Annotated in this window: 8 protein-coding genes; 4 read left to right on the top strand and 4 right to left on the bottom strand. The window is 66.9% G+C overall.

The window, feature by feature from the left end; genetic code table 11:
* The first annotated feature begins 416 nt into the window (after positions 1 to 416).
* Positions 417 to 3776, top strand: coding sequence for a hypothetical protein (locus ACWC0C_RS19485; RefSeq protein ID WP_450865008.1), 3360 nt, complete (start codon positions 417 to 419; stop codon positions 3774 to 3776).
* 235 nt (positions 3777 to 4011) lie between these two features.
* Here ACWC0C_RS19485 and ACWC0C_RS19480 read toward each other — a convergent pair whose 3' ends face one another.
* Positions 4012 to 5019, bottom strand: a complete 1008-nt coding sequence (locus ACWC0C_RS19480) for a PIN domain-containing protein (protein WP_450865007.1) — start codon at positions 5017 to 5019, stop codon at positions 4012 to 4014.
* A 240-nt stretch (positions 5020 to 5259) separates the two neighbouring features.
* Here ACWC0C_RS19480 and ACWC0C_RS19475 point away from each other — a divergent pair, with 240 nt between their 5' ends.
* Together ACWC0C_RS19475 and ACWC0C_RS19470 are read left to right on the top strand one after the other, a co-directional pair.
* Positions 5260 to 7497 carry a type II toxin-antitoxin system prevent-host-death family antitoxin gene (locus tag ACWC0C_RS19475; protein WP_450865006.1) on the top strand — a complete coding sequence of 746 codons (2238 nt, stop codon included), beginning with the start codon at positions 5260 to 5262 and terminating at the stop codon, positions 7495 to 7497.
* Positions 7498 to 7508: 11 nt separating this feature from the next.
* Complete coding sequence (locus ACWC0C_RS19470; RefSeq protein WP_450865005.1) at positions 7509 to 8129, top strand: hypothetical protein; 621 nt, start codon at positions 7509 to 7511, stop codon at positions 8127 to 8129.
* Between the two features lie 314 nt (positions 8130 to 8443).
* On the opposite strand, the gene ACWC0C_RS19465 is transcribed toward ACWC0C_RS19470, so the two are convergent.
* Both ACWC0C_RS19465 and ACWC0C_RS19460 read right to left on the bottom strand, forming a co-directional pair.
* Positions 8444 to 9163, bottom strand: coding sequence for a hypothetical protein (locus ACWC0C_RS19465; protein WP_450865004.1), 720 nt, complete (start codon positions 9161 to 9163; stop codon positions 8444 to 8446).
* Between the two features lie 162 nt (positions 9164 to 9325).
* Entirely contained in the window at positions 9326 to 9502 is a 177-nt protein-coding gene (locus ACWC0C_RS19460) for a hypothetical protein (RefSeq protein WP_450865003.1), read from the bottom strand.
* Positions 9503 to 10513: 1011 nt separating this feature from the next.
* Between ACWC0C_RS19460 and ACWC0C_RS19455 the strand changes: the two genes are divergently transcribed.
* The gene (locus ACWC0C_RS19455) at positions 10514 to 11728 is read left to right on the top strand and encodes a hypothetical protein (protein WP_450865002.1); all 1215 of its coding nucleotides are present in this window, start codon (positions 10514 to 10516) and stop codon (positions 11726 to 11728) included.
* Between the two features lie 100 nt (positions 11729 to 11828).
* Here the strand turns inward: ACWC0C_RS19455 and ACWC0C_RS19450 are convergent, their stop codons facing one another.
* Complete coding sequence (locus ACWC0C_RS19450) at positions 11829 to 12326, bottom strand: hypothetical protein (RefSeq protein WP_450865001.1); 498 nt, start codon at positions 12324 to 12326, stop codon at positions 11829 to 11831.
* Positions 12327 to 12544: the final 218 nt, after the last annotated feature.

Raw genomic sequence — 12544 nt, 5'->3', positions numbered from 1 at the left:
TGGAGACGCTGTGCTGGTGTTGGCGGATTCGCAGTGTGGTCGGACACCATGCCCCCTGGTGATCGCGGAGTTGCCAGGTGCCACGCTGGGCGAGTCGGAGGCACTGGGACAAGGGCTATCCGGATCGAGGGTTTGCGCTTCCCGTGAGGCGGGATGGGTCTTGCTGCATGTCCCGTGGAGCGGGCACCCCGCCGACTCCGGGGGGGCACCGGCGTGGCCGCCGTTCTCGCCCACCGTCTATGTGAAGTGCTTCCCGTGTGGCGGGCTGCTTCTCCTGATGGCGTTGCGCAGGGCGGGACCAGCGGACCTTTTGTCCAGACAGGGGGAGACAACTCGGCGCGATGTTCTCAGGCTGGGTTGGAGACGTGCCGTGTGATCGGTGCGCGCCGCACGATGTCCCAAGGAGTGCCGACCTGATGAGCCAGCCCGATGCCGCCCCCGTCTCTCTGTCGCCGGACTACGCGGTGCTGGGGCTCTCCACCACTGATGAAGTGGAGGCGCAGTGGGTGACCCCGGATGCCGCAGATGCACTGAAACAGGTGCTGACCTGTGAGCGCACCGGTCTTCGAGGGCTCGTGCTGGAGTTGGACGAGGAGGGAGCCGTGCCTCTCGAGGTCCGCGAGGTCGCGGCGCGAGCGTTGGCGCAGTGGCCAAGTGGCGGCACCCGTCATGGTGCTACGGGTGAGCGGGATCCTCATGCGGAGGCTGGGCGATGGCTTGCAGACGTCGTGGGTACAACAGCAGCGCCGGTCCTGGAAGCATCAACTGCCCCGTGGGATAAGGCCGCGGCAAAGTGGGCCGCCTACTTCCCCAATTTGCCGTCTGCTGGGACAAGGACTGTCGCAGGGCTAATCGATGAGGCGGCCTGGGAGCAGTTCTGCAGCACAGGGGCGGAGCTCATCGACCTCCTGCGGCACATGGACACCTTCGGCTCGGATTCCAGTACAGGTCCGACGGATGGAGTGCGCCCCCTCTCGTACTACGTGCACGGGTTTCAGCGTCTCCGCGCGGCCTGCGACGCGGTTCCTGAGCTGAAGCAGGCGGCAGAGTTCTTCCTGTTGCAGGCAGTGCTCAGCAGTCAGGAAGCGGCTCAAGTCGCCGGTTTCGTCGGGGCCGCGAGCGAGGACATGTGTGCCTGGGCTCAGGACCGGTTCGGTGACGATGCAGAAGTCGTGGCGGCGGCACAGGCACGTGCAGCCCAATGGCGGGCGGGTCGACAGTTGAGTGCAGACGACCAGCGCCGGGCGGCCAAGTGGCAAGCCCAGCACCCGAGCGCGCGGCGAGAGCGGGACCTGCTCGACATCTGGTCTGCCCAGCGCGGCCCCGGGTGCTCTGTCGGCAGCGAGAGGTACGCAGCAGGACAGGTGGAGCGAGAGAGTGCGGAGGTGCAGCGACAGGCCAGATACGCGTTGTGGGCGTACCTCGCTGAGCACGAGGCCGAACTGACTGCGCCCGATCCTGTGCGGCGGGGGCCGGGCCGAGATCGATGGCTCCGACACCGTGGGGAGGCAGAGCGGCTGGCTCTTGCGGCCTACCTGTCCGTGGAGCATGCGGCCACTGATCTCGAGCTCGTCCTGACCCGGGTGGGAACAGCTCTGGAGTCGGGCGAGGAAGAGTTCGCTGAATTCGCCAGCGAATGGAGGGCCCTGCAGCAGGCGTGGGGGGCACTGCTCGGGCTGCTCCCTGGAGACCCATCTGAGTTGGCTCGGCCGAGCCTTGGCTGGGGGAAGTGGCAGCGGGCAGTTCCCAGGCTGTATCGCCTCACCGTGGATCGGGGCGAGCCGGAGGACGGCGTGACCCATGAGGCCTTGGCCGCCGCTCTTTGGTGGCTGCGCAGGGATCGACCAGGAAGTCGGGTCACGTTGTCATGCTCGGACGCCCTGGGTCACTGGCAGACGCTTGCCATACGCCTGCTACTGCGGCGTATTCGCTATGCGGCGCTGAGCACCCAGGAGCGTGCGGAGTTGGATGCCGCGCTCGCTGTCTGGCTCCTGAAAGAAGGAGAGAGTTCCGGGGACAAAACCGACTGGCATCATATGGGCCGGCGATGGGCCGATGTGCTGTCCGATGCCCCGCCGCGCATGTCCGTCCTCACCCGGGTTCGGGCCCTCGGCCACGGCAAGGCGCGGGATCTGGCCGCCCTCCAACAGGGTGCATCCCCGTCCGACGATGGTGAAGGAGACCTGTCCCATCCCGGCGAAAGCGCGTCTGGGGACGGCGGGGCGACCGCCTTCCTTGATCGGCCTTCCGGGGTCTCCCAGACAGTTCTGTTGGAATCCACGCAGGCCGGCGATGCGTGCTACCTCCACGCCGCACTACGCAAGAGTGGTCGCACCGTCGTCGCCGCGATCCGACCCTCCGGCGAAGGCGTGATACTCGCGGACAGCAATACCGTGGACACCTCCCGGCTCTTCGCTTCTGTGGTGGAGCAGGTTTCCGGAAGCCCCGAAGCTCAGCGAACCCAAGTAGAGCGGCAGGTCGTGGCTGACGAGATCGCAGCGTTTGCGCTGCGGGCGGGGCAGGCAGAGCAGGCCCCGTGGGTGTCCTACCTTCGCGACATCGAGGAGGAGTACCTGAGCGGCCAGGCCACCCTGGCTCAGTACACCGAGGCTGCGGAGCAGGCGTGGCACCAGCTCGCTCAGCTGATTCCAAGGGGGCAGCAGTCTGACGGGCGGGGTGCGCCCGACCGCTGGTACGAGGTGGGATCGTCCGCAGATCCGTCCGGGCCAGGAGAGGTTCACCTCGACCTGGCGGGCGCGCTGTGTGCTTGGGCCCAGCGTGACCGCCCTGACGAGCGCTTCGTCATTGTGACGGGCGAGATTGCCGTTCCTGGTCGCCAAGTCCTGCACCTGCCCGATGTCCCGGTGGCCGATCTCATGGGTCCCGCCCAGCAGGTCACCGGTGCCGGTGGCTCTCAGGTGGTGGCGGCGTTGGCGTCATGGGTTCACCAGCAGGCGCGGTCGACTGCACTCGGGACGCTGGAAGGGGAGGACTCGATCGCCTGGATGCGGGCTGGCTGGGCATGGGGCCTCGTGTTCGGCGCACCGATGCCCGAAAAAGTGGCTGATGAGCTCAAGAGCTTTGGGCTTCCCGGCGATACGGTGCAAGTGGCTGCACGGACGGTCGCCACAGCTGTCGCGCAGCTGCAACTCGAGCCCTCGGCGGCGGATAGCCGCAGCAGCTGGCTTCTCCTGACGGCCGCAGCAGCGACGTGGGAAGAAGCGGTAGGCCCCTCCCGCGCCTACCTGGACAGGCTACTGCCGGCGGACCTGACGTCTTCGAAGGTCAGCGACTCAGACCAGCGCGACCCCTTCCTGACCACCGCACGGCGCATCGGATTCATCGCGCAGAATGCAGGGGCGCCGGCCCTTGGCGCCGCATATCGAGCAGCTGCCCGATTCGGGGAACGAGCCAATGCCCTGACGGAACTGCCCGCGATGCCATCCCGGACGTTGGCGCGGGCCATCGAAGTGCAGAGGCGAACGCCCCGCGCAGCCGACCGTGCTTTCCAGGCTGCCGAGGCTCTCTCCCAGGCCGCGGCACTGCTGACGGTGTACATCGATGGGGGGTACTCCGAGGAGGCCGTAGCTGATCTGCGGCAGTCTGTCCGTGAAGCCCGGGGGTATCTCTCGGCCCTGTGCCGACAGCAGGCAGCTGGCCTTGTTGACGGCCGTGATCCACTGGTGTCTGTGTCTACGAGGGCGTCCCCGGTCCCCGGGAAGGACGGGGACGACTCTACAGGAGCGTCGTCGGCTGCCGGGCCACGCGCGGGGTAGCAACAGCGCAGCAAGAAGGGCACCGGAGTCGGACGATGAGGTCGGGAAGCCGGTGAGCGCTGCCCGAGGCGGCGTCTTCGGCCACTTCGATGTGCAGTGACTCCTGGCACTCGGCGCACCGAACCCAGTTCGGGTCCTTCTGCAGCGCCTTCGCCACTCGTGCACCCAGCTCAGCTCCACTCCCCCCGCCCATGCTCCGACAGTACGTGCTGCCTATGACGGTGGCATTCTTCTTTTACCGGCCGCCGAGGCGGCCGACCTGCCAGTGCCCCCGGTCCGTGACGTCCACGAACATTGCGTGGGCGGTTAGCACGTCCAGGACAGCTGCCATCCGCCCAGCGTGTCCAGTACCGGGGACGGCCTCGCCCAGGCGCTCCACGATCGCCGTGCGAGTCAGGGGCTCCCGGGACCTGACCAGTGTCCGGGCGACCCGGTGCAGGAGCGTGTCGCCGGGTGTACCCAGCTCTGCCTGCCGCCATAGGTCCTCACCGCGGGTGTGCCGTTCGGTGAGTGCGGCCATTCGCGTCGAAACGTGCTCCAGCACCACAGGCAGCACCGGCTCGCACTGCAAGGGGACTCGCGGACGCTTCCGCTGCCGCCAGTACAGTGCCCCCGCCGCGGTGCCCAGCACTGCCACGGCCGCCAACTTCTTCGGTTCGCTGAGCTGCTCTACCGCCGCTCTAGCGAGGTGGCCAGTAAGGTTCGCCAAGACACTGGCCTGTCGCTCCAGGTCGGCCATCCGGCCTTCCGTCACTCCCACGTCACCCAAGGCTGCGCGCAAGGCGATCCAGTCGCTGACGGCGAGGCCGCTATCGACCAGGTCCGCGTCGGTCCCGACGATGACCACCGGGGCGATCACCCCGGCCAGCAGCAGCATCGGTACATCAGAGGCGTCCCGCCCGGCGAGAATCTCAGCCTGCGGGGTCATCGGCAGGCCGGTGGTGTCCACGACGTACAGGACGGGCGCGTACCGCGACTGCCACAGCTGCAGTGCCCGCCCCAGATCAAACCGGCCGCCCTCCTGGTGACGGTCGGCCAGGACTCTCGGCACCTCTTCCCACACGTGAACCGGGATCAGGCACCGCACCGTCCCCGCCCGCGCCCCGGCGACGAACGACGACGGGGCGGGCCGCCGGGTGGCCGCGATGATGTCCGTGGTCAGCACAGAGGTGTCCAGCAGTGCGCGGCGCAACGGCCCGCGCTGGTACAGGGTCCGCCGTCGGGCCGGCGCCAGCTCACTCATCCGCGCATCGTAGTGCGGGCGTTGACAGACCGGTGCGGAATTGCCGCACGTGTGCGGGCTGTACCAAAGGGCCTTGAAGCCTGCCGCTCCCAACCTTTCGGTGAGAAAAGTCAGCCTTCGCTGCGAAGGGACAGCGCGTCGTCACCTTCCCCTGCGTCAGCGACTTGAATGCCAGCCCAGACTCTGTAAGGATTTCTGTAAGGGAAAACGTAAGGTATTCTTACAGCTCTGGAGGTGCGCGTGGATGCGCAGCGCATGGGAGTGGATGCGGCGCGAGCCTCGTTCAAGGCCGTGGTGGACCGTGCGATCGAGGGAACTCCCACGGTCATCGGTGACGCCGCCGTCCTGTCTCCCCTCAATGGGCTCGGGCCCGACCTCGAGCACGCTCTGCCGGCACTCCCCCGAACACCCATCACCCAGGCACGGGCAGTGTTCGGCGATCTCGTCCGTCAAGCAAGCGCCGGTAGACCTCAGGTGCTCACACGGCACGGCACCCCCGTGGCCATCCTGATCGCACACGCGGCCGTCAACACGATCTCCCCCTCGGAGCTGGTCTCGATCAGCGATGCCTTGAATGCGAGCGGCCCTCTGCCGGTTTCGTTCGGCCTGCCCTCCTTGGACTCAGCCACCGAAGGCCTCCTGGGGGCCCATCTGATTGTGGTCGCTGCGGCTCCTCACATTGGCGGCACGCTGCTCCCCATGGCCGCGGCCCGAACCACCGCCAAGGCCCAGGGGCTCGCTGTTCTGTATGCCGCGTCGGGACTGACCCGAGCGGAGATCACCCCTCGCCTCATCGCGGGCGAGGCTGGCGTCCCTTACCAGCGTTTGCGGGCTGGGCAGCTGTCCTCCCCGCAACAGGCGCTCGTTCAGAACGCGAGGGAGACGCTCGCAGCGGCACGGCTGTCGATCTTGGACCGACCCGGCCTGTCCGCCGAGGACATCCGCCATGCGGCTGCCTCACTGGAGGGCATCAGTCTGGTGATCGTCGACCGGCTGCAGCACGCGGCGAAGGACGGCGTCCCCCTGTCCGGAGCCCGCTTGGAGAGAGAGGCGCACATCCTGGCACGTCTCGCAACTGACCTGCAGGTGCCGGTGATCGCGGCACTGGACACCGATGACAGTGCCGTCATCCGCACCCTTGATCCCGCGCTGACACTGATCGTCAGCCGCGGCGACCAGACGGCCCGAGTTGACGTGGTCGAGCGTGACCTTGGGCAGCTCGATACAGTCACTCTGACCCCGGATCTCGGCAACGCGCGCTTCCTCGACCCTGCCGCCGAGACGGGCGATGCCCCCAGTGACCCGCCCGCTGCACCCTCTGCGCCCCCAGCACCCGCGACTGCGGAGCCGGAGGTACAACGGCCAGCGCCGACGCCAAGCCCCCGTGTCTCCCGCACGCCCGCACCCGCCACCCAGTCCGCGGCATCCGGATACGCAGACGACTCAGCGCTCGTCGAACTTCTGACAAAGGCCCGGGAGCACTGCAAGCCGGAAGATGTCGACCTTCTCAAGGCCTTCGCCCGGCGAACCGAGGAGCGGTTCGCCGCGGCCGGCGGAGACCTGGAGGCGCTGCCCAAGGTATTGGCAGACCACGCCATTGAAGACGTCGTCGACCTGTTCAACCTCTCCCGTGTCAGCGCGCGCTATGAGCACACGGCGAAGCCGCCAACTCCGCCCTTCTTGAAGGCCAAAGGCCCGAAGGAGCCAGACGAGACCTGGGAGGGCCGTCACAAGTGGGTCAACGCGCAGGTCCTCGAAGGGGTTCGGTGCGGTGCGCTCGCTGGCCTGCCCGTCACGGTTCTGGACATGAACGCGGCCTATCTCAACGCGTTCAACACTTGGCTCCCCACTGGCAAGTTGGAGCATGACCGGGACGGCGGATTCCAGAAGCGCAGGGCTGGCATCTACCAACTGGTTGAGCAGCCGGAGTGGCATCACCCGGACCTCCCGAACCCCCTCGGGCATCGGGAAGAGCCGGGGCCACTGCTCCTGAACACCGCCACCGTGAAGCTGCTCATCAGCTGCCATGAGAAGAAGCTCTGCGACGCGCCGCGGATCTCCGAGTCGTGGACCTCTGGGGCAACGGAGTACTTGCTGGCCAAACTGCGCCGATCCCTCGACGCTTTGCGCCTCGCCGCCTACGAACTGGATCAGCCGCTCATCACTGGCTACCTCAAGGACATGTACGCCAAGTTCGCCTCGACCATGGGCAACTCGCGCTACAACCGTGAGCTGTACCGTCCGGACTGGATGCACACTGTTCGATCGCAGGCATTCGCTGCGCTCTGGCTGCGTGGATACAAGCTGCACGAGGGCGGTCTCACGCTGGTGCAGATGATGGGCACCGACGAGATCCACGTCGCCGGAGACCGCGACTGGCGCGAGATCATCCCCTATGGCCGCAGGCTCAGTGAGATGAAGGACAAGCCCGACGAGGGCTATGTCTTCGACGCCGAAAAGGCCCTGTACCTCAGCTAGGGAGCTGACCTATGGCAGACACTGGATGGCAGCGCTTCGGCCTTTACGGGGCTGACGGAATGCCGCAGAACGTACACGGAGGCCTCGCTCTCGCCCGCTCCTTGGAGGAGCTGGTCCAGCAGTTCCTGCGGGACGGAGGTATCAAATCCCCCGTCACATCGACGCGGGGGCTCAACGGCCGTCTCAAGTACCTGGCAACCCATGAGGGCGGCGTGACGGCGCTGCGTCAGGCAGGTGTGGCCGTCACAGACGGCACCATTCGCCGCTGGTTCAGTCGAACTCAGCGGCCCGGCCTGGGCAACCGAGAGCTCGTGGACACCGCTTACTGGACTTTGCGTGCCCACAACATGCTTCGGAACCTGGGCTGGTTGAAGAGGCACTTGGACAACAAGGGGCGTGGAATCACCCTCGAGATCTACCCCGTCGACCAGACCACCGTGCGGGGAAAGTACCGACGCGACCTCAACGTCCGTACCAAGAAGGCACGCCGAGAGTGGCCGGCCTTCATCGACGCCTTCCAGCACGGCAACGAGACTGAGCTGAAAGGACGCTGGGAGGACTTCATCCGCGATATCGACTCCGACTGGGCGGCATACACGTATGTATCCCACGTCGGTCTCATCGGTGCCTGATCTGCGGATTTCCGACGACGTACTGCCGCCGTACCGAACGTACGGAAACGCTTGCCCCGCCCAGCGTCTTTGCCGTCGCGGACCAGGCGACGGCAGGTTCTCGACTTCCACCCGCATGACGGCGCCGTACTCGCTACCGTTAGGGGCACTGGTGCGGCGCGCCCCCCCCGTCGCGCCGCACCAGCCTCTTCACTGGCTCAAGGCTGCCGCGACAGGTTTTGCCGCCGACTCCTGCGACTCACAACGCACCGGTGGACCGTGCGAGTGGTGCCGGGTTGCCCCTGCAGTACCAACGGCTGGGATCACGGCGTCCGTTATTCCTTCTCGCTGGCCGTGTCTTCGGCACCCGCGCTGGCCGACGTCACAGGGCCGTAGTAGACGCTTCGCCCCTGAGTCGTGCGCTCCAGCTTGCCCTTCGCGACGAGCGCTTCGAGCGCCTCGCGGGTGGCCGCAGGGCTTGACGTGAACTCGGGGTGGCGCTGGGTGAGTTCCCTCGTGACCTCCGCGCTCGAGCGCGGCTGGCCGACCTCTGCGAAGTAGTCCAAGATCAGCTGTCGTCGGGACGTCCCCGGCTCGGCCTGCTGCGCAGTGGACTCCTCGGCAGCCGTCTTCTTGGCCCTGGTCTTCTTCGCTGTGGCCTTCTTCGCGGTGGTCTTCTTCGCGGTGCTCTTCCCGGCCGGCGCCTTCTTGGCCGTGGTCTTCTTCGCTGTGGCCTTCCGAGGCGCCTGGACTGCGCCTCGCTCGCTCGCAGCCGCGGCGGACGCATCCCCGGGCTCACCGGCCGTCGCCGCCTGGGGCCCTCGATTTTCTGCGTCCTGCGCGCCTTCTTCCTGCGGAACCTTGACGCCAACCTGGGACGACGAGCCATCCTCGTCAATCACCGCCTTCATCTTCCTCAGCAGTTCGAGCTCGCGTTCCACCAGCGCCAGGCGCTTAACCAGCTCCGCGTGCTCCTTCTCCCGAGCCGCCAGGTCCTCTTCGACCTTGGACGTGTACTGGGTGTAGAGGCTGGCGCTCTCCGCAGGATCAGACACTTGCTGTCTCCGTTCGTCCGAGTGGTGTTGATCCGGGATGCTACTCACCGCAGTCACCCGCGCACCGCATACTGCGACAATCCAACACGCACGAGGACCAGGAAGTCTGCGCGCTGACATGGCGATTGGAGCTGAGGGCCGACGTTCTAGCCCGGACTCAAGTCACCGTGCTTCTGCGAAAGTTCCAAAGTAGACGGCCGGGTCCGCCTTCTTGAGCGCCATCTGTGCGGCACGGCGGGCATCAGCGGGCACATCCCCCAGCTCGCGGACGAGCCCCGCATAGATGGGTGCGTCGAGTGCGTCGGTATCGCCGTGGTTTGCGGCGGCGGCCGGCTCCATCTTGTCGTCTTTCCTTCCCCATGGGGTCTGGAGGAGGCGAGTTTACGGGTTCACCGTGGCCTCAGCTCGGCAAGGGCGGGTTGGATGACTGTTGCCTTCCTCCAGGCCCTTCACTTTAGGGACGGGGCTTGCGCGCAAGAGATCCGGTCAAAAGTCTGGACGCAGGGCGGTATGGGTCTTGGCGACCCACGCTGTGGAGCCGGCCGGGAGACCGGATGCTGAACGGCTACGCAGGCGGAGATGGACCCAGTCCGCGGTCTCGCTGAGTTGGGTTCCGCTGTCGAGATAGTGCAGGTGCCCGACGGCGGGGCAGATCGTTCCGGGGCCGGAGCGGACGGTGACGTAGTCACGGATGATGTACCAGGTCTCAGTCGTGCGTGGAGCCGAATCACGGCTCGATGCGGCGGATGCAGAGGCCGTAGTCGCTGTGCGTACGAGGTGAAGGTGGGACACAAGCAACCTCCAGGGTGCCGTTACCGATAGCCGAACCGGTGAAACGAAGGGGCCCCAGGCTCGCGTGCTGCGCGCGTCGTCGTCACCGGTGTGCCCGCGTGACGGGCCGCGCGCTCGTCGTATCCCGCCCGGAGACGTGTCGAGGGAAGCGGCGAGCCCGCAGCGTCGGAAGCCGTCGAGTGTCGAGTCGGCGACTTGAGCGGGAGGTCGCAGAGTTCGTATCGATGCCGGGAATGCGTGACGTCGGTGGCCAAAACATCGCGTGCATACCGACGTTGGCGACGGTGGGGGATGGGGGACGCCGGGGGCTGCTGTTAGTCTCCAGGGCGCTGGAGATCACAGAGACGTGCGGGTCGACAGGGGGCGCAGATGGTATGGCGTAGGCATAGCGCGGCGGGGACTGCCATCGGAGCGGTGCTGGCCGCATGCTTGCTGTCCGCATGCAGTGATGCCGGGGAGTCGGGCTCACAGCCAGGGCAGCCAGGGCGGTCCAAACAGCCCACTCTCGCCAAGCTGTCTCTACCGTCGGGCTACGACGCAAGCCGAGGATGGGACGCGGTGCTTGCCTGGCTTCCGCAAAAGGTGGACTCGATTCCGGTCACTCCCGTCGGCTCTGATGGCGTGGGCCTCTTGCAGGCTGCCTCTGGCGGGTACTCGGTCAGGGTTCACGAGGCCTCCACCGGCGCCATCCGCTGGGTGGGCAAGCCCTGGACTCCTCCCTCCGAGGTTTCGGGAGCGGAGGGAGATGGCACCGATGCAGCAGAGATCCCGGATGTGACCGCCGTTTCGGCTGGAGGCCGCGAGTATGTCGTGGCGTGGGCGCACGGCATGCGGGGCAAGGACCAGCTCCATAACGGCCGTGAGGTTGTCGATCTGGTGGTGTACCCGGCGGACAGCAAGGGCCAGGGGGTCGCGCCGGCACGCGTGATCTCCGTTCCGATCAGCGCCCGTCCCGGGCAGGTGCATGTGAGCGGAGCGGATGGGTCTCTCCTCGTCTCGTGGGGCGGCGACGGCCTCTACGGCACCTCGGCTGCCAAAGTAGACGTCTCAACGGGGACGATCACGTCCTTCGGGAGTGCCGACGCGCTGCTCCCGCAGTGCGCCGACACCACGGGTTGCTCAGGCAGCATGGTGATGTCGGCTACCTCGAAGGGACCGGTGGTCGCTATGGGTAGCGGCGGGTTTGGGGTTCCAGGTGGCTGGTTGAGCAGTAATGTGAAGCCAGCCGGAGTCGCCGCTAAGTCGGGCTTCCTGGGAGCGTTGAACGGACGGGCGTACGGTGTGTCCGGTACCAACCTCCTTGCCTCATGGCGCACCGGCAAGTACGGGGATGCGACCCCGGTATGGGCGGTGCACGACACAGCCAGCGGACGGATTCGGGCGCACATGGCATGTGCCGCGAAAGAGTCGTCAGGCTCCTCTGGGAGTTCCTACGCGGTGGTGTCCTCCCCCAACGGCCGCTATCTCGCGGCTGGCCCGGTTGCCTTCGACTTGGAAACGAAGAAGGGCGTGTGCCTGCAGAGCGACGGGGACCGCAAGACGATCAACGTGGCTTCGATCAGCGATGCTGGCGTCGCCTATGGGGCCGTCGAGGCGGCGGATGCCTCGAATGCGTCCGGGCCCGTTGTCGCCGAGGTCATGCTGAAGACCGGGGTTTCCTCGGTACTCAAGGCCGGTACCGAGGTTCCGATCGCCCACGTGGGAGACAACGGCCTGATGGTTCGCCGAGATGCGGCAGACCAGGTGCAGGTCTGCCTGCGCCGCATGCGCTAGTCCTCTTCGGACTTGACGACCGCGTGGAGTCGTCGGAGTGGATCAAGGGGCCCCGGGCGTCGCACGCGACGCCCGGGGCCCAGCGTGTTCACGGTGACTGTCAGGTCCTCTGCTCCCCCTCGCGGAGGGCTTTGCGCAGGTGGGATCCGTCGAGGTGGCCACGACGGTCCAGCAGACCTGCACAGTGAAGCAGCAACGTCCAGTGGCGGTCGAGGAGTTCCTGGGCCCAGGCGGCCGCCCGCTCGATCTGGTCTTCGCTGGCGGCCGTCGCCTGGACAGCTGCTCTGCTGTGGCGTGCCGCGACCTGGGTGGCGAGGTCCCGTCGCGGGGTCCACAGCCCCTGCTCTCGTAGCCACCGTTCCTGTGCCATCACCCCCGCCTGGAGCAGAGCGAGGTAAGCGTGGAGGGTTCGCCAACGCACCTCGGTGAATGCGTCGAAGCGGGTGCCGTCAGGAGCCGTTCCCGGCTCGAGGGCACACGCGACGACACGTGCCTGTCCAGTGGCCACCGCCGTGAGTCCGTGGCCGATTTCGCGAATGGCGATGTAGCGGCGGAAGAGCGGATCGGGGAGGTCGACGGCTTGGGCAAGGGTGGTCATCACTGGCCTCCCTTAACGGCAGGGAGCCAGCGGATCCAGGGGCGTCGTGTGGAGCGCCGCGCCCGTTCGGCACGGCGCTTGTGGCGGGCTGTGGTCGCCACGCGGACCGCCACTCGTTCGCGCTGGGCACGGCGCAGGCGTTCGGCGTGGTCTGCCCGGATGAGCTCCTCCGGGAGGACATGCATGGACAAGGTTTCCTCGGATTCTTGGTGCTGCCG

Source organism: Streptomyces sp. NPDC001709, assembly GCF_053596375.1.
The sequence above is the reverse complement of the archived record's forward strand: the minus strand, read 5'-3'. Positions and strand labels throughout refer to the sequence as shown.